This is a genomic window from Streptomyces sp. 2114.4, from assembly GCF_900187385.1.
GTDB classification, from domain to species: domain Bacteria; phylum Actinomycetota; class Actinomycetes; order Streptomycetales; family Streptomycetaceae; genus Streptomyces; species Streptomyces mooreae.
Genome location: NZ_FYEY01000001.1, coordinates 128375 through 149798, shown reverse-complemented (window position 1 = coordinate 149798; position 21424 = coordinate 128375). Strand labels below are relative to the sequence as shown.

Below are 21424 nucleotides of genomic sequence, written 5' to 3'. Positions count from 1 at the left end.
TGTCATGTCCAGACACGTTCACAACGGCAGAAGCGAAGCAGCAAAAGTGATCGTCGTCATCGCGGACCTTACCGCGGTGATCCTCGGCCTATGGATCCTGTTCGTCCTCCTCGACGCGAACCGCGCCAACGACCTGGTCAGTTGGGTACAGGCCGCGGCCGGCTGGCTGGCCGGCTGGTCACACGATCTGTTCACCATGGACACGGACTGGGTGCGGACCGTCCTGAACTACGGGTTGCCCGCCGTGGTCTACCTCCTCATCGGGCATGTCCTTGCCGGCCGGCTCCGCCGCGCCTGACGCCCCGAGCCACGGGAGACACGGCCTCTAGGACCCTGGGCGGAGCGCGCGCCCATGCGACCGCGGCCCTGCTCCGGATGCTGCCCCGCAAGAGGGCCGTTTCCGGGAACGGGGGTACCGGTCGAGTCCCGGCCTACTCGGCCGTCGGAACAGCCCCTGCAGTCTCCGCCGGGGGCCCGGCCACCGCCTCGCTCACCGGCTCCGGGACCTCCGGACGGCGGGTCAGCCAGAACACGCAGGCAGCCCCGGCCACCGCCAGCGCACCAGCGGTCAGGGCGAGGGTGTTGTGCCCTCCTGCGAACACCGCGCGCAGCGTGTGATCGAAGGAGGCCCGCTGTCCAGCCGGGGCGGCGGCGACGAGAGTGCCGGCTCCGCCGCCCGACAGGGACTGCGCGGCACCGGCCGGATCGGCGACCTTACCGTCCAGGGATCCGGTCATGGTGGTGACGGCGAGGGTGCCGAAGACGGCGACGCCGAAGGCGTAGCCGAGTTGTTCGACCGTGCTGTAGATGCCGGAGGCCATGCCGGCGCGTTCTCCGGGGACGGAGCCGAGGGCGAGGGCGGCGGCGACCTGGAAGACCAGCCCCATGCCGACGCCGCTCAGGGCGAGGCCCCCGATGAGGGCGGGCCAGCCCGAGTCGGGACCCAGGAACCCTTCGGCCCCCACGCCGATGCCGGCCAGGAACAGCCCCAGGACGGCGCCCAGGCGGGGTGAGGGCTTGGGCATCCGGCGTCCGCTCAGTACCGCCACCAGGGCCGCGGCCGCCGCGTGGGGGAGTACGACGAGACCGGCGCCGATCGGGGCGAGGCGCTGGACGGACTGCAGCCAGATCGAGGTGTAGGGAAGGATTCCGTAGACCGCTCCCTCGCCGACGGCGATCGTGAGCAGCGCGGCGCTGAACGCCGGACGGCGGAACAGGGACAGGTCCAGCAGAGGGTATGTGCTGCGGCGCTGCACGGTGAGGAAGACCACGAAGGCGGCCACCGCCCCGGCCAGTGGCACCAGGGTTTCCGCTGAGCTCCAGCCGTGGGCGTGGGAGGCGGTCAGGGCGTAGACGAATCCGCCCGCGGCGAGCGCGAACAGCACGATGCCGGGGACGTCCGGACGCCGCGTGGCGCTCCGGTCGCCGGTGGACCGGGGGAGGTAGCGGAAGGTCATGGCCAGCGCGAGCGCGGTGACGGGGACGTTGACGTAGAAGATCCACCGCCAGTCCAGCGCCTCGGTCAGCAGCCCGCCCATGACCGGGCCGAGCGCGGAGGCGCTCGCGGCGACCGCCGCCCAGACGCCGAAGGCCTGTCCGAGACGGCGGCCGGAGTACAGGGTGCTGATCAGGGAGAGGGCGGTGGCGAACATCGCCGCAGCTCCCACACCCTGCACCAGCCGGGCCGCGATCAGCCACCCCATGCCGGGCGAGAGCGCACAGGCGACCGAGGCCGACGCGAAGACGACCAGCCCCGCGACGTAGACGCGGCGCCGACCCTGCAGATCGGCGAGCATGCCCACTGACCCTGGACGCCACCGACCGCACCCTGTTCACCGAACTCGCCCGCGACGGCCGCGCCACCCTGCCCGAACTCGCCCGAGCCAGCGGCCGCTCGGCCTCCAGCGTCCAGCGCCACCTGGAGCGGCTGCGCACCGAGGGCGCGCTCGGTTTCTCCGTGGACTTCGACCCCCAGCTTCTCGGCTATCACATGACCACCCAGCTCTGGCTCCAGGTGACCCCCGCCCACCTGCGCACCGTCGGCGAAACCCTTGCCACCCACCCCGCCATCGCCTTCGCCGCAGCCATCACCGGCACCTCCAACCTCGTCGCCAGCGGCGTCTTCCGCACCCCGGCAGACCTGTACGACTACATCGACCAGCACATCGGCCCCCTGCCAGGCATCCAGAGCATCGAAACCGCCCCCACCCTCCGGGAGGTCAAACGCCTCGCGCCCGCTCTTCCTTGAGCCGGCCTCGGGCCAGATGGCCGACGGCCGACTCCGCCAGCGCATGGATCGCCGGGTGCCAGGGGCGGGCAGGTGGCCCGGTCAGTACGAGGCGGCGTGAGGTCCGGGGCTCCAGCGGCAGCAGAACCAGATCCGGGGGGATCAGCGAGCGGGAGACCTCGGACAGGACGGTCACGCCGATACCGGCCTGCACCATGCTGATCAGAGTCGCCAGGTCCCGTACCCGGCGGGTGGGGGAGAAGCGCAGTCCGGCCAGGTCGTGGATCGTACGGATGCGGGCTTCGCAGCTGTTGGGTGAGATCAGGAACGGGTCGTCCTCCAGGTCGCGGAGATGGACGCGGGGTTCGTCCGCCAAGGGGTGGTCCCGAGGCAGCAGGGCCCGGTAGCCGTCCACGGCGAGCTGGATGCCGGGGCCGGGATCGGGACACCTCCCAGCGGTAGCCGGGGGAGGGTCGATCAGGACGGCGGCATCGGTCGTCCCGTCCTCCAGCCAGCCCGAAACTTCGGCACTGTCACCCTCGAAGACCCGCACTGTGATCCGCGGCTGGTCCGCACGCCAGTGCCGCAGCAGGCCGGGTATCAGACCCTGGCAGACCGTGGGTGTGGCGGCCAGCCGCACGGTGCCCTTCATGGTGTCGGTGGACTCGGCCGCGATCCGCTCCACGGACCGGGCCGCCGACAGGGCGACGCGGGCGTGCGGCACGATCCGCTCCCCGAGTGCCGTGGTCCGGGCCGGGGTGGCACGGACCAACAGCGGGGCGGCCAGCTCACGTTCCAGGGAGGCGACGGCGTGCGACACCGCTGACTGGCTGACGCCCAGTTCCGCCGCGGCCGCACTGAAACCGCCCGTATCGACGACGGCGAGGAAGGCCCTCAGCTGGGGAATGTTCACGGACATGCGGCGGCCTCATGGGTCTATGACAGGTATGCGTTGGATTCATGGTGCCAGGCCGGTGAGGCTTGATCCTGCCGCCGATTCCGGCGGACGCGTCCCGAACACATGCCGAGGAGAGCCATGCCGTACTTCCGGGTCACCGTCCCCGACCCCCACCTCCCAGCCGACCTCCAGCGCGCGATTGCCGAGGGCCTGACCCGGCTGGCGGTCTCGGTTCTTCGCAAGTCCAGCGCGCGCACCATCGTCCACATCAATCCGGTCCCGGCCGGCAGCTATTTCATCGACGGCAGGCCCCTGACCGGTACCCGCGACGCGCACGTGGAGGCCAGCATCACCCTGGGCACGAACAGCGCGGCGGAGAAGGCCGACTTCATCGCCAGGGCCGGTGAACTGCTGTCGGACATCCTCGGCCCGCTTTCCCGGTCCGGCGTCGCGCTGCACGAACTCCATCCCGAGAGCTACGGCTACAACGGGGTGACCCAGTTCGACTACTACCGCCGGGACGAGGGCGGGGACGGGGCCGGGGAGCGGGCCGTGCCGGCTGCCTCCGCTGCCCGCTGAAAGTCCCGCAGCTGCGGCCCGGCTGCGCTGTGCGGAGGCCGGTGGGCAGCCGGCCGGCTCCCGGCTGCCCACCGGTGCTGCATTCGGCCGCCCGAGCCCTACGGCCTGGTGCGCCCCGACGCTCCCAGCGCGTGCGCCAGCTCGATCACATCGTCGGCGACGAGGTCGACCACAGCGGGCGGGCCGACCCGTCCGGCGGCCGGGCCCCACTCCAGGCGGGGGATGTAGGCGGCGCGGAGCCCCGCCTTGGCCGCAGCTTCGAGGTCGTCGGGGTGGCAGGCGACCATGAGGAGTCGTCGCGGCTTCACCTCGAGCAGGTCGGCGGCCATGCGGTAGACCTGGGGATCGGGTTTGTAGGACCTGGCCAGTTCGGCCGAGAGGATGCAGTCGAACCGGAGCCCCGCCTGTTTGGTGAGGCGCGTCAGCTAGCCGACTCCTCCGTTGGACAGCGTCGCGGTGATCACGCGGGTGCGGTGGAGCAGTTCCAGGCCGGTCGGGGCGTCGGGCCAGGGCCGCAGACGGTGCCAGGCCTGGCCGAGCACGTCCCGCTCGGCATCGTCGAGGCCCTCGAGCCCGTGCTCGGCCAGGGTTTCGTCGAGTGTGAGCCGGTGCAGAGCATCCAGCGGCCGCCAGGACAGCTCTCCGCCCACGATCCTCTCGAGCGCCGGGCGGTAGCGGAGCCGCCAGGTGTCGGTGACCGTGGGCCAGTCGGCATGCAGTCCGGCCCGGCCGCCGGTATCGGTCAGCGCCTCGGTCACGCTGGAGCGCCAGTCGGTCAGCGTCCCGAAATCAACCGCATGCATCCGACGGTGCGGCGTGGGTCTGCCGCAGCCGCAGCCGCAGCCGCAGCCGACAGCCGACAGCCGACACACTGTCGACTGCCGGCTGCGGCGGGAAGGCAGGGCGAGTGCGGTGCACCGGCCCTGCCGGTTGTCAGCGCTTTCCGAGCAGCTTGTTCATCTGTGTGATCTCCGCGTTCTGGGCCTTGATGATGTCCGCGGCCAGCGTTTTAGCCCGGCCGTAGGCGCCCTTGTCCTTCTCGGTGCCGGCCATCTGCACCGCGCCCCGGTGGTGCCCGATCATCATCTCCAGGAAGGAGGCGTCGAAGTCCTTGCCGGACTTCTTCTTGAGCGCGTCCATCTCCTTCATGCCCTTCATGCCCGGCATCTGCGAGTGGGCGGAGTGGTCCATGCCGGGCATCTCCTCCGGCACCTGCTCGTCCCAGGCGGTCAGCCACCCGGACATGGTCTTGATCTCCGGGTCCTGTGCCTTCTTGATCTTCTCGGCAAGTGCCTTGACCTGGCGCGATGCGGCCCGGGTGACGGCCAGATCGGCCATCTCCACGGCCTGCCGGTGGTGCGGGATCATGCCCTTCGCGAAGGCCACATCCGCGGCATTGTGCGTACCTGCCGGAGCCTGGGCGCTCGGCGAGGAAGCGGGCTTGGTGGCGGAAGCGTGGCCGGGGCGGCCGTCGCCGCCGCTGTTGCTGCCGCATGCGGCCAGTACCAGCGTGGAGGTGGCAGTTGCCGCAACGAGTGTGATGCGGCGCATGAGGGGACGGGTGGGCTTCATGGGTGAACTCCTACAAGAAGTGCGGTGTCAGAACATGCCGGACGGCGGCGCCGCCCCGGCGTGGGGCGTGAGCGCCGTCAGGGCGTTCTAGATCCGCAGGAGTTGGAGTTCGGCCAGAGACGGGGGCGCGCGCCCGCCGTCCTGGCCCTTCGAATCGCCGGAGCCCGCCGCGTGATCGGACTCTGCGGGGCGGACGGGAGACGGCACCAGGGCAGGAGGCGTGGGTGGCCCGTCGAGAGCCCCGGACGCACAGGTCGTGTCGGCGTGATGAACGTGGCCGCCGCTGCCGCAGCCTCCCCCTTCACCGCCACAGTGCGCGTGGGCACCGGCCGCCGTGGCCATGCGGTGCTCGTGGCGCTGCTGGTGCGGGGGAGGAGCTGAGGTGATGACGGGGCTGAGGGCATGCATGCCCAGCAGGCCCGCCAGCAGCGCCAGTACGAAGAGCGCGCGACACCGCCGGGCGGGCGGTGTCGATTCGTCCAGGCGGCGGGGCATCACGCCCCCATAGTAGGCAACGGGGCGGACGGCGGGGGAGCCGCCCGGGGCATGCGGCGAGCGACGTACGGCGTGCGCCCCGGCGCCGGCACCGATGCCGGCGCCGGGACGCACCACCCGAGGGGGTGCCTACTTCACATTGACGCCCTTCCATGCGGCGCCCACGGCCTTGTACTCGGCGCTCGTCGTGCCGTACAGAGCGCCTGCCGCCTTCAGGGTCGCGGCACGTGCGGCCTTGTAGTTGGTGGTGGAGGTCATGTACGTGGTGAGGGCCTTGTACCAGATCTTCTCGGCCTTGGGCCGGCCGATTCCGGTGACCTTGGAGCCGTCGGAGGTGGGGCTGTCGTACTTGACGCCGTTGATGGTCTTGGCGCCGCTGCCCTCGGACAGCAGGTAGAAGAAGTGGTTGGCGACACCGGACGAGTAGTGCACGTCCTTGTTGCCGACGCCACTGGACCAGTAGTCGGCCGAGGCGCCGTCCTTGCTGGGCTTGTCCATGTAGCGCAGCGGAGTGCCGTCCCCGTTGATGTCGATCTTCTCGCCGATGAGGTAGTCGCCCGGGTCCGAGGCGTTGTTGGCGTAGAACTCGGCCGACGTGCCGAAGATGTCCGATGTGGCCTCGTTGAGACCGCCGGACTCACCGCTGTAGTTGAGTCCCGCGGTGGCGGCGGTGACGCCGTGGCTCATCTCGTGGGCGGCCACATCGAGGGAGGTGAGCGGGTGTGCGTTCCCGTCGCCGTCACCGTAGGTCATGCAGAAGCAGTCGTCGTCCCAGAACGCGTTGACGTAGTTGCTGCCGTAGTGGACCCGGGAGTAGGCACCCTTGCCGTCGCCGCGTATACCGTTGCGGCCGAAGGTGTTCTTGTAGAAGTCCCAGGTGACGGCAGCCCCGTAGTGCGCGTCGACGCCGGCGGTCTGGCGGCCGCCGCCCCATACGTCGTCCGCGTCGGTGAAGAGCGTGCCGGTGCCCGAGGTGTTCTGCTTGAGGTCGTACGTCTTGTGGCCGCCGCGGGCACGGTCGGTGAGCTGGTACGTCGACCCGCTCTTCGTGGTGGTCAGCGCGACCTTGCCGCTGTAGGTGCTGGTTCCGGTGCCGGTCTCGATGGCCTCGTTCTGGAACAGCTTCTTCCCGGTGCTCGCATCGGTGACGACGTGCAGCTCGCTGGGCGTGCCGTCCTTCTGAACGCCCTTGACGACCGTTTCATAGGCGAGAACGGGCTTGCCGGCCGCGGCCCAGATCACCTTGCGCGGTGCGGAAGAGGTGCTGGCCCTGGTGTCCTTCTGCGCGGCGGCGGCGCCGAGTGCGCTCTTCTTCGCGGCGGAGGGCGCGAGCGCCGCGGACGTACTGGCCACCGATATCGCAGCGCTGGTCGCCTTGGTGACGCTGCGGGTGCCGTTCTTCGCCTGGTGGACCACCAGGTCACCGCCGAGGACCGGCAACCCGCCGTAGGTGCGCTCGTACCGGGTGTGCACCGTGCCGTCCGCGTCCTTGATGACGTCCCGCACGACAAGCTTCTCCCGCGCGCCGAGGCCGATCTTCGCGGCGACGGTGGAGGCATTGCTCTGAGCACCCTTGAGTGCCGATGTCCGCTGTGCGGTGGTGAGCTGGACCATCGACGCGCCGTTCGCGCGGTCCGGCTGCGCGCTGGCCGAGCCGGCCTGGACGCCGATGGCGACCATGGCGGCGGAGGCGACCAGGGCGGCGGCGCGCAGGGTGTTCTTGCGGGGGGTGGACGAGATCCGTCTCAACTCGGTCTCCCTTGTGAGGACCGCGGGGTCGCGGCCCAAGAAGCGGCCGGGCAACCGAGGGGGATGCCCGGTGGAGCAGAAGGAGTGAATCGAGGGGAGCGTGCCAGGAGTTGACGCTTTTTGACAGATGTTCAACACAGAAGAAACAACAATTTCACCAATGAGGCTTCTTTGTGGTGCATTTCGAGGTCTTTTGCCACCTAGATCCGATGCCCGCTTGCCCGCTGCCCGCTGCCCGGCGGCGGTCACCTGACGCGCACCCGGCTGAACGGGTGAACAACCGTCAGCATCGCTTGTGCGGCCCTCACTCGGGTGGGTTACTGGCCCTACCTACCAGGTGGGCCGTCCATCCCTCCGCCGGGAGATGCGGTGGCCGGCTCATGGGCGTGTGGACTCGGCTTCCCTAGGCATGACGTCGCCTGACGGAGGGGTCTGCCGACCGGCGTCTTCCGGGGTGTTGGCCGGTGGGGCCGGCTCAACCACGTCCGAGGAGGCGTCATCTTGCGAGCCATTCATGTTCTGCGAACGCTGATGGCGGCGGCTGTCGTTCCGCTGGCATCCGCCTCCGCTCCCGACGCCCACGCAGCGTCGCTGATCGTGGTGGCCTGCGGTGAATCCGCGTTGGTCGACGCGGTCAACACGGCCAACGCCGCCGGAGGCGGGAGCTTGATCCTTGCTCCCCTGCGTACGTACACCCTCACCAGCGCCCACAGTTCGGGGGGAGCCGGGCAGTCACCGGGGTTGCCGAACATCACCACCCCGATCGCCATGGCGGGCCTGGCCACCCAGATCACCCGGGCGCCGAGCGCGCCGGCCTTCCGGATTTTCGAGGTCGACGGAGCGCCACAAGTGCCTCGAGCGAACGGCCAGTTGACCATGGCGGCGGTGACTGTCAGCGGTGGCGACGCCGGCCTCGGCGTGGGAGGGGGGATCGCCAATCTCGGCGGCTCGGTAACCCTCACCGGCAGTACGGTCCGCGACAGCAAGGCGTCATACGGCGGCGGCATCTACACCGACGGAACCCTGATGCTCACCGGCAGCAGCGTCACCGCCAACACTGCCGGCGTCAACGGCGGAGGCATTTTCACCAACGCCGGCGGAGTGGCCCTGATCGGCAGTGGGGTGGTCGGCAACACCCCGAACAACTGCGGTGCCCTGCCTCCCGTTGCCCCTGCCTGCTGAAGACAGGCATCCTCCCGGCACCACGTCGCGAGGAACCGGCAGACCGCCTTCCCGACTCCCGCTCGCCGCGGAGGGCACGGCAGCCCGTCCGTGCCCTGACCGACGACCCGTCAACCGGCCACGACCGGTCCACGACAGGAGAAGGAGAACATCATGGCTCCGGCAGGGACCAGCGCCGGCCCCACCCAAGGCGCACCGGCGGGGGCACTTCAGCCCCCCGTCCATGCCGACGGCGTTCCGGGCCGGGTGGACGTCACGGACACAGATGAACCGCTGACGGCGGACGAGATTTTGGTGGGGCACGCCCCCATCTGGGCGGCGATCACCCCGGACGGCCGACGCGTCTATGTGACCAACTTCGGGGCCGGCAGTATCAGCGTCATCGACACCCGCACCCGTGACGTCATCGCCACGATCGGTGTGGCCAGCGGACCGTGGGAGATCGCGATCACTCCGGACGGGCTGCGCGCCTACGCGGCCTGCTTCGGCACCGACAGTGTGGCCGTCATCGACACCGCCACCAACACCGTCACCACCACCATCGAGGGGTTGGACAAGCCCCTCGGCCTCAAGGCGACTCCTGACGGCTCCCGCCTCTATGTGGCCAGCCTGGGCGGGAGCCGGGTGGATGTGATCAGCACGGCCACCGACACCCTCATCGCCTCGGTACCGGTGAGCAGCGGCCCACGCGGTGTGGCGGTCACCCCCGACGGGGCGCAGGTCTACGTCACCGAAGAGGGCGCGAACGCGGTCGAGGTCATCGACACCGCCACCGACACCGTCATCGAGACCATCACCGGGTTCCTCCTCCCGAGGGGAGTGGCGGTTTCGCCCGACGGACAGCGCGCCTATGTGTCGGAGTACGGCGGCAACAGGCTCGGCGTCGTCGACACGGCCACGCATACGAGGGTGGCCGCCCTCACCGGACTGCCCATCCCTTTGGGCGTGGCGGTCGGTCACAACGGGGTGCTGGCCTATGTCACCTGCGACGCCGATGACAGCGTCGCCGTCATCGATCTCATCAGAAACGAGATGATCGACAAGGTCCCGGGCTTCCACGCGCCGTCCTGGCTGGTGATCACGCCGGACGACGTCGAGGTCTACGTGGTCAACAACGCTAATGAGACGGTGAGCGTGCTGGCCGCGCCGTCCGGTGGGTACCCCAACGTGGGGCCCATGGCGGGTGGAACGCCGGTGACCCTCCTCGGGGAGGGACTGGGCAACACCACCGCCGTCCGCTTCGGAGGCCACCCGGCCTCGTTCATCATCGTCAACAACCGTGAGATCAGGGCCGTTTCGCCACTCCTCGTCCGAGACGTCAGCATCGACGTCACCCTCGGGCAGCACACCACCCGGACCGTCGGCCGCTTCTCCTACCTCCCCGACTCGCTCCCGACCCGGATCAGCCCGGCTTCGGGGCCATTGGGCGGGGGCGGCACACTGACCGTGACCGGCCGGGGCCTGATCACCACCACCTCGGTGCACTTCGGCAGCGTGGCCGTCACCCCGTCCTCCGTCCTGGACGACCAGGTCACCGTGACGGTGCCGCCCGCGCAGACGGCAGGACCTGTGCCGGTCACCGTGGTCACGCGCAGCAATTCGTACGGGACGGCCACCTACACCTACGTGGGCCCGCCCAACATCACCTCCGTGACTCCCGCCACCGGCTCCACGGCGGGCGGCCACCCGGTCCTGATCGAGGGCGCCGAGCTCGCGTGCACCCAGTCGGTGACGATCGGCGGAGCCGCGGCCGCCTTCGGGATCGTCTCCCCTACCCGGATCGCCGTCGTCACTCCTCCCGCGGACGCCCCTGGCCCGGCGGATGTCGTGGTGACGACGGCGGGCGGCACCGCTACCGCACCCGGGGCCTTCGTCTACACCTGATCGCCGGGGCCGGCTGCCGGATGATGTCGGATACGGCGACCGATGGCGAGAGGGAGCGGCGCTGCAGCCACCTCGGCCGGGTGCACCCTGGGCCCGGGAGGCGCCCGCCCTGGCTGCCCTGTTGAACGTGCTCAAGCCGGCGGCAGCGACGACCGGCAGGGTGGTGGTACGGGTCCGGTCCGTGGGCATGGCGCGCGGGGTGATCAGGGCGGGTAGTGCGGTCGCTACTTGGTCTCTGCCACCATGCTCGTGTCTACGGACGGTGTGCAGCGCCGCGCGGACCGGCGCTCTTTCTCAGGCCTTCGCACATAGCGCACCACCAGCACCCGGCCGTCGCGACGAGCGCCGGATTTCGCGTCGTCCGCGACGTCACTTGCCCCGGTCGGCCGACGTAAGGCGGGCCGACTCGGAAACACCTTCCGACTCGCGTGCATACCGCCGACCGGTGCGCGATTAAAGCCAACTCCCCAGCATTTACAAGCGTGTTGGCGCCAGGCTGCACCGTACTCGCAGGGGCGCGCACGGCGCCCGGAGCCGAACTGTGAACTCTTAACCGATTTTCCTGCAGGCCCCTCGGTGCCCCAATTCCACCTGTCGCCCCCTTCACCCCTTGGCTTTAATTAATTCAAGCGAGATTGACGGTGCCCCATGATGCGGCGCCGCGTCGCTTCACAGAGGACGACCCGCCCAGGCGCCCTGAGGCCCTGTCCACCACCACGAGTGTGAACTTCGGGTCGGCGACGGTCACCCCGACAGGCGTCACCGCCACCCAGGTCACCTTCGTGGTGCCCTAGTCTGAGCCCGCTATCGGGGCCCACCGCGGGTGGCAACGTCGTAACGATCAACGGCGCCCATCTCTCCGGTGCGAGTTCGGTGAAGTTCGGGAGCAACGCGGCGACCGTCCTCACCAATACCGCCGGCCAGATCACCGTCATCGCGCCCGCGGGGCCGCCGTCCTCGGTCAATGTCACGGTCACCACGGCCGGCGGCACCAGTAATCCCCGACGCGGTGACCTTCGGCGGCGTCCCGGCCTCGTTCGCCGCGATCTCCGACTCCCAGGTCGTCGCGACCTCCCCGGGCGGAGCGCCCGGCACGGTGAATGTCGTGGCGCACACCCCGGCCGGGAACAGCAACGCGCTGCCTTATGTCTACGACCCGTCCTAGGGTCAAGTGAAGGACCTTCTCGGGCATGGTGCCGAGTTGGCGTATGGGCGTGCCTGCGCGAGTGCCGGCGGCGCATCCGGTGCAACGTCGGCAGCAGAAGCCCTCCCGACAAGAGACGACCGCACCTGACCCCGCCCACGCCGACTCTGCTGACACTTGCTCAATCGAGCTGACGCAGGAACCGGGGACTTGGTGGACTGGCGCTATGACAGTACTGCCGAATCGAGTCCTCCGAGCCCTCGAGCGGTTCAATGCCGCCTACCCGTGGGACCACAACGCCCACTACCACCAGTGGATCCTGCGACAGCTTCCCCCACGTTTCGGCAGCGCCCTGGACATCGGCTCCGGCAGCGGAGACCTGGCCCGGCTCCTTGCCGCACGTGCCCACGCGGTCCAGGGAATCGACTCCGATCCGGCGATCATCTCCCGGGCGCAGCGGCTGACTTCTCCGGCAACCCCGGTGACCTTCACGGTCGCGGACGCGCTGACCGGGATCCCTGCCGGCCCCTACGACGTCATCACCTGCGTCGCCACCCTCCACCATCTGCCCTTCACCAAAGCGCTCAGCATCTTCCGCCGGCACCTGGCCCCCGGCGGAACCCTGGTGATCGTCGGCCTTTTCCGGGCGCAGACTGCCGGGGACTATGTGCTCGGCACCATCGCAAGCCCACTGAATGCCGCCACGGGCTGGCTCAAGAACAAGGGCCGCAGGGCACCCCGCCCGGTCTCGATGACCGCCCTGACCCGACCGGCGGAGATGAGCTTTTCCGACCTCGTCCGTGAGGCCCATGACGCTCTGCCCGGCGCCCGGCTGCGCCGCCGACTGTTCTGGCGCTACACGCTCGTCTGGCATCGCCGGTGAGCGGACGCGCACCCCAAAGGAGCCGGTGCGCCGGCGATGGCTGTTCAGCGCTTGAACAGGCGGCCCCCGGGCCCGCCGGCGGTCACAGGGTCACGGTCACGGCGTATGCGATGAAGAACGCTGCGCAGAGCACGACGATGATGGTGAGGATGATCATGGGGCCGGTGGCCCAGCCGCGGGTCTGCTTGTCGCGGGGGCCGGTCTCCGCCCCCGTGCTTCCCTCGCCCTGCGGGGTTTCCTCTGGGGGCACCCCGACTCCTGGCGCGACGCCGGGGCGGTGGCGTGGATCCGGATCGGAATATTGAGAGCCCATGCCTGCAGTTTGCCCCGTTTTGCCGGAAATAAATGCCTGAAACGCACAGGGGAGTGGCGGAGGCTCCGGCCATAAGCCGGAGCGTCGGGGCAGCACACCCGGATCCATGCAGTTCAGGGGCGTACGCGGCGCAGCCGTGCGCAGGCGGGTCAACGGTCGGCGATGTCCTCGCGGAGGCCGTCGGAGAACTCCCACCATGACAGCGGGAGCCAGTCGCCGTTCACAAACGCATCGACAGTCGCACCGCGACCGCGGACGGTAACCGTCGTCCCGGGCGGGTACGAGGTGCCGGACAGGCCGAGCACGGGTACCAGCAAGGTCCCGAGTCGCTGTGCTGCCACGTGTCGACCTCTCTTTCATTTCTCGGTGCGACATGGGGATACCCAGAGTCTCAGACCTCATAGCTCCATATTGGATATCCCTTCTCACGTTACCGGCTTGCCGCATTCAGTAGACCGGAGAATCATGAGGGATAGGTCACGTCAAAGGCGGGGAAATGGCGGGGCGATTCTGCATGCTCTCCGCCGAGCGGGAGGTGGCAGCACATGAAGGCCGTCGTCTACAAAGGGCCGTACTCCGTGGAGGTCGAGGACGTCGAGAAGCCCGGCATCCAGCACCCCAACGAAGTGATCGTAAAGATCACCTCGACAGCGATCTGCGGCTCTGACCTGCATATGTACGAGGGCCGCACGGCGGCCGAGCCGGGCATCGTCTTCGGTCACGAGAACATGGGGATCATCGAAGAACTCGGTGAGGGCGTCACCTCACTCAAGGAGGGCGACCGTGTGGTCATGCCCTTCAATGTCGCCTGCGGGTTCTGCACCAATTGCGTCGAGGGATATACCGCTTTCTGTCAGACCGTCAATCCGGGATTTGCGGGCGGTGCTTACGGATATGTCTCCATGGGGCCCTGGCCAGGCGGCCAGGCGGAATACCTGCGCGTTCCCTACGCCGACTTCAACTGCCTGAAACTGCCACCGGGAAACGAGCACGAGACCGACTTCATGCTGCTCGCTGACATCTTCCCCACCGGATACCACGGCTGTGAACTCGCCCAGGTGCGCCCGGGCGAGAGCGTCGCGGTGTACGGCGGCGGGCCCGTGGGGCTCATGGCTGCTTACTCGGCGCTCCTGCGCGGAGCCAGCAAGGTCTTCGTCGTCGACCGGGTACCCGAGCGACTGGAGAAGGCCCGGGAGATCGGTGCGGTCCCGATCAACTTCGCCGAGGGCGACCCCGTGCAGCAGATCAAGGACCAGACGAGCGGTGCCGGAACGGACAAGGGCGTGGACGCCGTCGGATATCAGGCGATGGCGCACGGCATGGCCCGCGAGGAACCGGCCACGGTCCTGAACTCGCTCGTGGGCACGGTGCGGGCCACCGGCGCCCTCGGTGTGCCTGGCCTCTACGTTCCGGCCGACCCGGGAGGCCCTGACGAGCAGGCCAAACGAGGCATGCTCCTGGTGTCGATCGGCAAGCTCTTCGAGAAGGGCCTGCGGATGGGTACCGGACAGTGCAATGTGAAGCGCTACAACCGGCAGTTGCGCGACATGATCATCGAGGGCCGCGCGAAGCCGAGCTTCGTCGTCTCGCATGAACTGCCCCTTGACCAGGCTCCCTCCGCATACGACAAGTTCGACAAGCGCATCGAGGGCTACACGAAGGTCGTTCTGCATCCGTAGACCGTGCGGCGGTGCGATTCCCAAGACCGTGCGGCGGTGCGATTCCCACCGTGCGATACCGACGGGCGGGCCGATACCGGCTGGGCTCCGGCAGGGCGTTTTTCGCCGGCTGAGGGTTGTCTGAGGCCTGTCCTGCGGCCGATGGCGGGCGGCATCCGCTGACTGCTGTTCCGGCTCTGTCTGAAGCAAGGATGACGGGGTACGCGAGCTCCACCGAGCAGGGAACTGATCAACGGAAACCCATCAACGGAAGCCGATCAACGGAAGGTGGAGGTCGTGTCCGAGTCCTACGAGCTGAGCGTCGAGGTAGAGGTCACCGAGCCGGAGGTGGCCGTGGTGACCGTGTCGGGGGATCTTGACGGCGAGACCGGCACATCCCTTCACCACCAGCTGGCCAACCAGATCGTGCACGGCAGGCGGTATCTCGTATTGGACCTGCGAGCCGTGCCGTTCATGGACTCCTCAGGACTGAACATCCTCATTCGCGCGTCCAACGAGGCCAAGCGCCTTGACGGGAGCCTGCACCTGGCGGCGGTGTCCGATGTGGTGCTGCGCCTGCTGGACCTGACCGGGATCAGTGTGACCACTCCGGTCCACGCGAGCCCTGAGGACGCCCTCGCCGTGATCGCGACACAGCGCTCGGCCAACTCCGGACGGGCGGATGCGGCGGCCCGCTCTGCGGCCTCCGCCTCGAATCCCACCTGACCGTGAAGAGCGCGTCGCTTGCCGCGCCGGCCCGGCCGGTGGGCCTCCCACCACGTGCCGCTGTAGTACTTGCCCTCCGCCGGCTCCGGGACCTCCTGCCGGCTTGCCCACGGGAGTCCGGGCAGTGAGAACCGTGGCTCGCGGTTCACACTGCCCGGGGGGCCTCCCGCTTCCCTGCCCCGCCCGATGCGTCGTCACATGACGTGTCGAACGACTTCAGCCCACTTTCAGCGCATCGAGCGTCTCGTCTGCCAGGTCGTGCAGGAACGCGGGGCACACCCACGCGTCCAAGGGCTCCTCTTCGTACTCGTCCTCATCTTCGTCGTCCCACCCGTAGTCCTCGGCGAATTCCGCTCGGCCGCCCGGGCTGCGCAGGAGGTAGCCGACACGGTTCAGGTGGTCCGGATCGTTGGTATCGGGATGCTCACCGGGGCCGTGGGTGCACGGGTGGTCGCTCAGCAGCGTGACGGCGGCCCGGACCCCCTTGACCATCGCAGCCGGCACCGCGGGGTCCATGATCCTTTCTGACGCCGCGTACCAGCAGGTGGCGTTCATGGTCACGAGATAGCCCGCCAGTACCCCGCGCGTCGGCTGAGGCGGAAGGCAGGCGGCCTCGTCGGTCAGCACGTCATGCGGATCGCAGTAGGGGTAGTCGTTCACGATCCCTGAAAGAGTGCGGATACAGCTGTGGTGGTACCTCGGTGCTCCCGCGGGGATGCGCCGTACGGAGAACGGTGCGATCACATCCGCTGCGAGGCGGGCCCATCCGGCGACGTTGACCGGGCACAATATCCGCCCGGTGTCGGTGTCACCATCCGGCGAGGCGAGTTCGCCGGTCAGCAGTCCGTTGTCGCCCGCCCAGACCTCGTCCTCCAGGGCGTCCATCTCGGCCTCGTACGGGTGGCTGTCGTGTGAGCAGGGCCGGTCGGCGAGTGCCTTCGCCGCGGCGTGCAGTGCGTCGAGGGCGGCGCGTTCGGCAGTCTGCCCGGGACGCCAGGCGAGGTAGCCCGACATCGTCACCAGCCCCGACACCCACACATGGGCGTGTTCCCCGCCGGGGTCGGAGGCGAGCCTGTGTGCGCAGTCGAGCACGAGGGGGTCGGCTTTGTCCGCGGGGGAGGCGGCGCAGATGTGCTGCCAGGCATCAGCGAGCTGGGCGATGGTGAGATGAGGTGTATCGATCACGACTTACACGACGGCTCCCCGCCCACTGCGGTTCCGGCGTTCCCGGCGCTTTCGGCAGGTCAAAGGTGGAGACAGCGCGCCCTTGGGTGACGGCGCCGCCGTGGATCTCTCGATGGCGCCCACCGACCTTGGTGTCTGTCTCAAGCACCTTTGCGACGCCGGTCGTCGCACAAACCACGGGCATCCGTCGGGTGTTGGGCAGTACCGCCCCGGGATGCATGATGCGGACGGCTACTTCGGAGAGAATGCCGCGGCCACCTACGACGAGTCGATGGCGGCCACCTACGACGAGTCGATGAAAGACATGTAGCGGCCGGAGGTGGTGGATCCGGCGGTCGATGTGCCGGCCGGGCTCGCCGGTGGCGGCCCGGCGCTCGAACTGGGCGTCAGCACCGGCCGGATCGCGCTGCCGCCGGCGGGCCGAGGAGTGGGAGGACTGGACACGGACGCCGCCAGGGCCGGCCCGCGGCCGGGGTCGACCCGCCGTCACGACCGGCCCCGCGGTCACCCGCCCTGGCCGGAAAGGTCTTCCTGCCGTGCCAGGGGAGTGGTGGCCCAGCCGTCTTCCAGCAGGGCGAACAGGTCGCGCATGGTCCGGGCCGGGTCTTCGCTTGCACGGGCGATGCCGGGGGCTTCCAAGGCGAAGCGTGCCAGGCCGGTGACGGCGGGAGCGTCAGGAGTCAGCCCGGTGGCATCGGCGAGGGCGGCGGCCAGTGCCTTCTCGTGGCGCGACCACATACTCCGGGCGTAATCCCGCAGCGCGGGGGTGGATTCGACGAGGACGAAAGTGGGGTCGTCGTTCCGCGCGATGGTTCGGGTGCGCACCATGTGGTCGCGCAGGGCATGCAGCACGGGCTGACCGGGTGCTCGGTCGCGCACGGCGGCGACCAGGGCGCCCTCCATGTCCGTATCCAGGTCGAAGACGAGGGCTTCCTTGCTGGGGAAGTGCTTGAAGAGCGTACTCAGCGAGACATCGGCCGCCTCCGCCACCTCGCGTACGCCGACCTGGTCGAAGCCGCGCTCGGTGAACAGCCGCACTGCGGCATCCGTCAGGGCCTGCCTGGTCCGGGCCTTCTTGCGCTCGCGGCGCCCTGTCGTCGTCTCGGCCATGCCCCCACCTTATCCCCTTGAGGGAATCCGATCACAAAGGCGATCGGATGCAAAGTCGGAGCAGTTGTACTTTTGGAGCGGCTGTGTTTCTGTTGGCAAGTGAGCCCGGTGTACGCCGGCCGGCACCCAGCCGCCGGAACCCGGGCCGCTCTTGATCCTCGGAACGGAGCGTGACCCTCATGTCCACCACCCCTCGCATCGCGATCGTCGGCGCCGGCCTGGGCGGCCTCGTCTGCGCACGCGTACTGCAGCAGCACGGCCTGCCGGTGACGGTCTTCGAGCGTGAGGCCGGCCCCGACTCCCGCTCGCAGGGCGGCACCCTCGACATCCACGAAGACACCGGCCAGGCCGCCCTGCGGGCAGCCGGACTCTTCGACCAGTTCCTCGCCCTGTCCCGGCCCGACGGCCAGGAGTGGCGCCTGTACGACCGTCACGCGACCCTGATACGCCACGACCAGGCCGGCGAGGACGATCTGAGCAGGCCCGAGATCGACCGCGGCTGGCTGCGCACCCTCCTCCTGAACTCCCTCGCCCCCGGTACGGTCCGCTGGAACCATGCCGTACAGGCCGCCGGGCCGCTACCCGACGGCGGCGCTCGCCTGCACCACCACGACCGTGCCGTCGAGGACTTCGACCTGGTCATCGGCGCCGACGGGGCCTGGTCCCGGGTGCGCCCCGCGCTCTCCGATGCCCAGCCCTGCTACGCCGGTGTCACGATGGTGGAAGCCCACTTCGACGACGTCGACCACCGTCACCCCGGTATTGCCCACCTGGTCGGTGGCGGCACCATGTCGGCCAAGGCGGGCGGCCGCAGCCTGGTGCTGCAGCGCAACAGCAATGGACACGTCCGCGCCTACGCCACCTTCCGCGGTCCCCAGGACTGGCACGCCGGCCTCGACCTCGACGACACCGAAGCCGTCCGCGCCCGCCTCCTCGCCCTGTACCAGGGCTGGGACGAGAGCCTGCTGGACATCCTGCGCGACAACGACGGCGGCTTCCTCAACCGGCCCATGTTCGTCCTTCCCGTTCCCCACAGGTGGCAGCGCGTCCCGGGCATCACCCTGCTCGGCGACGCCGCCCACCTGATGCCGCCCGCCGGCGTCGGCGCCAACCTCGCGCTGCTCGACGGCGCCGACCTCGCCCGAGCCGTCGTCGGCCACCCCACCATCGACCAGGCGCTCGACGCCTACGAAAGCGTCATGCTGCCCCGCGCCATCGCCAACGCCAGGACCGCCCAGCACATGCTCGCCACCCTCATGCCCGACACCGACACCGACAGCCACAGTGAAACCGGCACCGAATCCGGGGCAGCCGCCTTCCCCGACCCCCTCTGGCCGGCCGGCGGCCTCCCTGACGCGGCCCCCGCCCACACCAGCTGAGAAGATTCGACGGCTCATGAACGACAGCATGCGAGTGCGAGAGGCATCGACCGAGGATGGGGAAGGGATGACGGATATCCACACCCGGGCCCGCAGCGCCTACTACACCGCGGACTCTCGCTCTTCCTCCGCTCCAGGTCATGGACGTTGCGCGACGAAGACAAACTCCCGGCCCGGCCGGTCAGGGGCATCGCGAACGTCTTCCACCGCAAAGCCGTGCGCGACCAGGTCCCTCTCGACCTCCTGCCGCTCACGGAAGCGCAACGTCGAATCCGCGGTCAGCACCTGCCCGTCCGCAGTGAACACGCAGGTCCCGCGGAATGTCACCAGCGGCCGGTTCACCTCGATCAGCTGGACCCAGCTCTCGACGACGCCGACGCCGGGAACCTGCGCCACGCGGTAGGAGCCTTCGCGGTGCCATTCCTCCCAGGCGCGTCTCGCCGGGTCCCTGGTCTCGAACACCAGACGTCCGCCGGGCCGCAGCGCTTCGTAGGCCCCCCGCAGCGTCTGCCGCCACAACGACGGATCGGCGATTTCCTGGGCCACGTTCGCCGTCATCGTCACAAGGTCGACCTGCGGCTCCGGGAAGGCTGTGGCATCACCAAGGTCTGTCACATGACCGAGGGCCGTGGCATCACCGCAGATCCAGCGCACGCGCGTACCGCCCGGTTTGGCCCGGGCGACATCGAGGGACGCCCGGTCGGGATCGATGCCGACCACCTCGATCCCGCGATCGGCCAGGAGGAGGGCGAACACTCCCGTCCCGCAGCCGATGTCCAGCACGCGCTGTGCCCCGAACTCCTCCGCCATCCGGACGTAGGCGTCGAGATCACTGCGATCAGGGTCGAGCGGGTCGTAGAGCGCGGCGAGCCGTGGATCCTTGGAGCACGTGTCAGCCATGCTGCCGAACGTATGCGGCGCCGGCCCCGGACAGCCATCTGTTTTCGCCGGTGCTCGAAGATCGTCCGGTGCATGGCCGTGACGGCAAGGTCGCCCACCGTGCCGTACCGCGACATCGTGTCGTACTGCGATGCCGTGCCGTACTGCGACATCGTGGGGGCCGTCCGGTGGCCGTCCGGCCGCCGTATCGGCCCGTCGCGGCGCCCGGGCCCTTAGGCCGTTCGGTCGCAGTGCGGTGTCACTGCGGACGGCTCCGCTGTCACGAGGCCGCCGGGAGGGCAGAATGACCTGATAATGACCTGATGAGGGTGTTGCCGGTGTGGTCACAGGTACGCCGTTTGGTTCCCGCCGCGGTGATCGCTCTCGCGGCGTTGGTGAATTTGCTGACGCCTCCTTCGGTGTCGTCCGCTGCCCTGCTGGCCGTGGCCCCGGTGACAGCGGTTTCGCTGCTCAGCCCGGCGGGCATCGTCGGCATCGGCGTGACGGCGATGATCGTGCAAGGAGGGCTGGCGTTCGCCGGGGGAAGCTACGACTGGCAGGGCGACGCGGCTGTCCAGATCACCCTGGCGGCTGTCACCGTGCTGGCGGTCGGCCTGAACAGGTCGCTGCGCACCCAGCATGTGAGCGCGAGCCGGGCACGCTACGCAGCGGAGGTCGCCCAGCGAGCCGTGCTGCCCAGCCCCCCGAGCAGGCTGGGGAACCTGCGGATCGCCGCCCGCTATGTACCGGCCGAAGACATGGCACTGATCGGCGGCGATCTCTACGTGATGCAGGAGACGCCGTACGGGGTGCGCGCCATGGTCGGCGATGTGAGGGGCAAGGGCCTGTCCGCCGTCACGGCGGTCAGTGTCGACATCGGTGTCTTTCGCTACGCCGCCGACCACGAGCCCGACCTGCCCGCCCTGGTGGACTGCATGGAGGAGGCCCTGTTGCGCGAAAGCCAGCGCCGGGAGGGCCTGGATGCGACAGAGGGGTTCACCACCGCCCTGATCGTTCAGTTCGCCACCGATCTGGCCCAGGTCCACATCGTCAACCGCGGCCACCCCGCTCCTCTGCTGCTGCATGCGGACGGCCGGGCGCGCCTACTGGAACCGAAAGAGGAAGCACCACCCCTGGGCATCTCCGCCCTGGGGGAATGGACTTCACCCGTGGAGACGCACCCCTTCCCACCTGGGGCGATGCTGTTGTGCTTCACCGACGGGGTCACCGAGGCCCGCGACCCGGCCGGGGCCTTCTATGACCCCGCCGAGCGCGTCCCCCACATGATGCAGTCCTATCGGCGCCAGACCGGCCATTTCCCGGAACCCTCGACGGTCCTCGACTTCCTGGCCCGTGACGTCAGCCGCCACAGCGGCGGCGCACCCCAGGACGACCAGGCCCTCCTCGCACTGCACCGGCCGGTGCAGGAACAGGATCTCCTCGCCAGGCCTCTGTGACCCGCCAGGCCTCTGTGACCGCGCCCGGCCCCTGGGCCCGCGCCCGGCCTCTGTGCACGGACCGGTCCTGTGACTGTCGGTTGCTGGGGCTCCGCGCCTCTGTG

23 protein-coding genes and 2 pseudogenes are annotated in these 21424 nt (G+C 69.3%); 13 read left to right on the top strand and 12 right to left on the bottom strand.

Going from position 1 to position 21424, the window contains the following annotated elements:
• Positions 1–4 precede the first annotated feature (4 nt).
• The gene (locus tag CFW40_RS00675; RefSeq protein WP_088795874.1) at positions 5–298 is read left to right on the top strand and encodes a hypothetical protein; all 294 of its coding nucleotides are present in this window, start codon (positions 5–7) and stop codon (positions 296–298) included.
• 133 nt (positions 299–431) lie between these two features.
• On the opposite strand, the gene CFW40_RS00670 is transcribed toward CFW40_RS00675, so the two are convergent.
• Positions 432–1796: an MFS transporter gene (locus tag CFW40_RS00670; protein ID WP_088795873.1), complete on the bottom strand. Its 1365-nt coding sequence runs from the start codon at positions 1794–1796 to the stop codon at positions 432–434.
• Between the two features lie 5 nt (positions 1797–1801).
• Between CFW40_RS00670 and CFW40_RS38830 the strand changes: the two are divergent.
• Positions 1802–1930: pseudogene (locus CFW40_RS38830) on the top strand (AsnC family transcriptional regulator); the annotation flags it as partial.
• A 27-nt stretch (positions 1931–1957) separates the two neighbouring features.
• Positions 1958–2248 (top strand): Lrp/AsnC family transcriptional regulator, encoded by a 291-nt coding sequence (locus tag CFW40_RS00660; protein WP_088795872.1) that lies wholly within the window; start codon positions 1958–1960, stop codon positions 2246–2248.
• Here the strand turns inward: CFW40_RS00660 and CFW40_RS00655 are convergent.
• Positions 2220–3146, bottom strand: a complete 927-nt coding sequence (locus CFW40_RS00655) for a LysR family transcriptional regulator (RefSeq protein WP_088795871.1) — start codon at positions 3144–3146, stop codon at positions 2220–2222. The genes CFW40_RS00660 and CFW40_RS00655 overlap by 29 nt on opposite strands.
• A 117-nt stretch (positions 3147–3263) precedes the next feature.
• Here CFW40_RS00655 and CFW40_RS00650 point away from each other — a divergent pair, with 117 nt between their 5' ends.
• The gene (locus tag CFW40_RS00650) at positions 3264–3704 is read left to right on the top strand and encodes a tautomerase family protein (protein ID WP_088795870.1); all 441 of its coding nucleotides are present in this window, start codon (positions 3264–3266) and stop codon (positions 3702–3704) included.
• A gap of 98 nt (positions 3705–3802) precedes the next feature.
• Here CFW40_RS00650 and CFW40_RS37715 read toward each other — a convergent pair whose 3' ends face one another.
• The 5 genes from CFW40_RS37715 to CFW40_RS00630 form a co-directional block, all read right to left on the bottom strand.
• A complete protein-coding gene (locus CFW40_RS37715) occupies positions 3803–4087 on the bottom strand; it encodes an HAD hydrolase-like protein (protein WP_305523824.1) in 285 nt (94 codons plus the stop codon).
• A gap of 42 nt (positions 4088–4129) precedes the next feature.
• Complete coding sequence (locus CFW40_RS37710; protein ID WP_256331676.1) at positions 4130–4507, bottom strand: hypothetical protein; 378 nt, start codon at positions 4505–4507, stop codon at positions 4130–4132.
• 130 nt (positions 4508–4637) lie between these two features.
• Positions 4638–5276: a DUF305 domain-containing protein gene (locus CFW40_RS00640; RefSeq protein WP_088795869.1), complete on the bottom strand. Its 639-nt coding sequence runs from the start codon at positions 5274–5276 to the stop codon at positions 4638–4640.
• Between the two features lie 87 nt (positions 5277–5363).
• Positions 5364–5771 (bottom strand): DUF6153 family protein, encoded by a 408-nt coding sequence (locus CFW40_RS00635; RefSeq protein ID WP_088801822.1) that lies wholly within the window; start codon positions 5769–5771, stop codon positions 5364–5366.
• A gap of 129 nt (positions 5772–5900) precedes the next feature.
• Positions 5901–7451: a M4 family metallopeptidase gene (locus tag CFW40_RS00630; protein ID WP_088801821.1), complete on the bottom strand. Its 1551-nt coding sequence runs from the start codon at positions 7449–7451 to the stop codon at positions 5901–5903.
• 570 nt (positions 7452–8021) lie between these two features.
• Here CFW40_RS00630 and CFW40_RS00625 point away from each other — a divergent pair.
• The 5 genes and pseudogenes from CFW40_RS00625 (at position 8022) to CFW40_RS00610 (ending at position 12613) form a co-directional block, all read left to right on the top strand.
• Positions 8022–8702 carry a hypothetical protein gene (locus CFW40_RS00625; RefSeq protein WP_256331678.1) on the top strand — a complete coding sequence of 227 codons (681 nt, stop codon included), beginning with the start codon at positions 8022–8024 and terminating at the stop codon, positions 8700–8702.
• A gap of 153 nt (positions 8703–8855) precedes the next feature.
• Positions 8856–10586, top strand: coding sequence for an IPT/TIG domain-containing protein (locus CFW40_RS00620; protein ID WP_088795867.1), 1731 nt, complete (start codon positions 8856–8858; stop codon positions 10584–10586).
• Positions 10587–11381: 795 nt separating this feature from the next.
• Positions 11382–11525 (top strand): annotated as a pseudogene (locus CFW40_RS37705) (IPT/TIG domain-containing protein); the annotation flags it as partial.
• 25 nt (positions 11526–11550) lie between these two features.
• Positions 11551–11751, top strand: coding sequence for an IPT/TIG domain-containing protein (locus CFW40_RS37700; protein ID WP_256331679.1), 201 nt, complete (start codon positions 11551–11553; stop codon positions 11749–11751).
• Positions 11752–11956: 205 nt separating this feature from the next.
• Positions 11957–12613, top strand: coding sequence for a bifunctional 2-polyprenyl-6-hydroxyphenol methylase/3-demethylubiquinol 3-O-methyltransferase UbiG (locus tag CFW40_RS00610; protein ID WP_088795866.1), 657 nt, complete (start codon positions 11957–11959; stop codon positions 12611–12613).
• 82 nt (positions 12614–12695) lie between these two features.
• Here the strand turns inward: CFW40_RS00610 and CFW40_RS00605 are convergent, their stop codons facing one another.
• Positions 12696–12926 (bottom strand): DUF6480 family protein, encoded by a 231-nt coding sequence (locus CFW40_RS00605; protein ID WP_088795865.1) that lies wholly within the window; start codon positions 12924–12926, stop codon positions 12696–12698.
• A gap of 149 nt (positions 12927–13075) precedes the next feature.
• Positions 13076–13267, bottom strand: a complete 192-nt coding sequence (locus CFW40_RS00600; RefSeq protein WP_088795864.1) for a hypothetical protein — start codon at positions 13265–13267, stop codon at positions 13076–13078.
• Between the two features lie 204 nt (positions 13268–13471).
• Here CFW40_RS00600 and CFW40_RS00595 point away from each other — a divergent pair, with 204 nt between their 5' ends.
• Together CFW40_RS00595 and CFW40_RS00590 are read left to right on the top strand one after the other, a co-directional pair.
• Positions 13472–14605, top strand: coding sequence for a glutathione-independent formaldehyde dehydrogenase (locus tag CFW40_RS00595; RefSeq protein WP_088795863.1), 1134 nt, complete (start codon positions 13472–13474; stop codon positions 14603–14605).
• 276 nt (positions 14606–14881) lie between these two features.
• On the top strand, positions 14882–15310 hold the full coding sequence (locus CFW40_RS00590; RefSeq protein WP_088801820.1) for an STAS domain-containing protein: 429 nt from the start codon (positions 14882–14884) through the stop codon (positions 15308–15310).
• 216 nt (positions 15311–15526) lie between these two features.
• Here the strand turns inward: CFW40_RS00590 and CFW40_RS00585 are convergent, their stop codons facing one another.
• Both CFW40_RS00585 and CFW40_RS00575 read right to left on the bottom strand, forming a co-directional pair.
• Positions 15527–16495, bottom strand: a complete 969-nt coding sequence (locus CFW40_RS00585; protein ID WP_088795862.1) for a hypothetical protein — start codon at positions 16493–16495, stop codon at positions 15527–15529.
• Between the two features lie 504 nt (positions 16496–16999).
• On the bottom strand, positions 17000–17605 hold the full coding sequence (locus CFW40_RS00575; protein WP_088795861.1) for a TetR/AcrR family transcriptional regulator: 606 nt from the start codon (positions 17603–17605) through the stop codon (positions 17000–17002).
• 179 nt (positions 17606–17784) lie between these two features.
• On the opposite strand from CFW40_RS00575, the gene CFW40_RS00570 reads away from it, so the two are divergent.
• The gene (locus CFW40_RS00570; RefSeq protein WP_088795860.1) at positions 17785–18984 is read left to right on the top strand and encodes an NAD(P)/FAD-dependent oxidoreductase; all 1200 of its coding nucleotides are present in this window, start codon (positions 17785–17787) and stop codon (positions 18982–18984) included.
• Between the two features lie 138 nt (positions 18985–19122).
• On the opposite strand, the gene CFW40_RS00565 is transcribed toward CFW40_RS00570, so the two are convergent.
• Complete coding sequence (locus tag CFW40_RS00565; RefSeq protein WP_088795859.1) at positions 19123–19884, bottom strand: bifunctional 2-polyprenyl-6-hydroxyphenol methylase/3-demethylubiquinol 3-O-methyltransferase UbiG; 762 nt, start codon at positions 19882–19884, stop codon at positions 19123–19125.
• Between the two features lie 302 nt (positions 19885–20186).
• Here CFW40_RS00565 and CFW40_RS00560 point away from each other — a divergent pair, with 302 nt between their 5' ends.
• A complete protein-coding gene (locus CFW40_RS00560) occupies positions 20187–21320 on the top strand; it encodes a PP2C family protein-serine/threonine phosphatase (protein WP_088795858.1) in 1134 nt (377 codons plus the stop codon).
• Positions 21321–21424: the final 104 nt, after the last annotated feature.

Bases quoted from the DNA above. Each gene is read 5' to 3' on its own strand.
- CFW40_RS00675 (WP_088795874.1), top strand. From the start codon at position 5: ATGTCCAGACACGTTCACAACGGCAGAAGCGAAGCAGCAAAAGTGATC.
- CFW40_RS00670 (WP_088795873.1), bottom strand. From the start codon at position 1,796: ATGCTCGCCGATCTGCAGGGTCGGCGCCGCGTCTACGTCGCGGGGCTG.
- CFW40_RS00655 (WP_088795871.1), bottom strand. From the start codon at position 3,146: ATGTCCGTGAACATTCCCCAGCTGAGGGCCTTCCTCGCCGTCGTCGAT.
- CFW40_RS00650 (WP_088795870.1), top strand. From the start codon at position 3,264: ATGCCGTACTTCCGGGTCACCGTCCCCGACCCCCACCTCCCAGCCGAC.
- CFW40_RS37710 (WP_256331676.1), bottom strand. From the start codon at position 4,507: ATGCATGCGGTTGATTTCGGGACGCTGACCGACTGGCGCTCCAGCGTG.
- CFW40_RS00640 (WP_088795869.1), bottom strand. From the start codon at position 5,276: ATGAAGCCCACCCGTCCCCTCATGCGCCGCATCACACTCGTTGCGGCA.
- CFW40_RS00635 (WP_088801822.1), bottom strand. From the start codon at position 5,771: ATGCCCCGCCGCCTGGACGAATCGACACCGCCCGCCCGGCGGTGTCGC.
- CFW40_RS00630 (WP_088801821.1), bottom strand. From the start codon at position 7,451: ATGGTCGCCATCGGCGTCCAGGCCGGCTCGGCCAGCGCGCAGCCGGAC.
- CFW40_RS00620 (WP_088795867.1), top strand. From the start codon at position 8,856: ATGGCTCCGGCAGGGACCAGCGCCGGCCCCACCCAAGGCGCACCGGCG.
- CFW40_RS37700 (WP_256331679.1), top strand. From the start codon at position 11,551: ATGTCACGGTCACCACGGCCGGCGGCACCAGTAATCCCCGACGCGGTG.
- CFW40_RS00610 (WP_088795866.1), top strand. From the start codon at position 11,957: ATGACAGTACTGCCGAATCGAGTCCTCCGAGCCCTCGAGCGGTTCAAT.
- CFW40_RS00605 (WP_088795865.1), bottom strand. From the start codon at position 12,926: ATGGGCTCTCAATATTCCGATCCGGATCCACGCCACCGCCCCGGCGTC.
- CFW40_RS00595 (WP_088795863.1), top strand. From the start codon at position 13,472: ATGAAGGCCGTCGTCTACAAAGGGCCGTACTCCGTGGAGGTCGAGGAC.
- CFW40_RS00575 (WP_088795861.1), bottom strand. From the start codon at position 17,605: ATGGCCGAGACGACGACAGGGCGCCGCGAGCGCAAGAAGGCCCGGACC.
- CFW40_RS00570 (WP_088795860.1), top strand. From the start codon at position 17,785: ATGTCCACCACCCCTCGCATCGCGATCGTCGGCGCCGGCCTGGGCGGC.
- CFW40_RS00565 (WP_088795859.1), bottom strand. From the start codon at position 19,884: ATGGCTGACACGTGCTCCAAGGATCCACGGCTCGCCGCGCTCTACGAC.
- CFW40_RS00560 (WP_088795858.1), top strand. From the start codon at position 20,187: ATGAGGGTGTTGCCGGTGTGGTCACAGGTACGCCGTTTGGTTCCCGCC.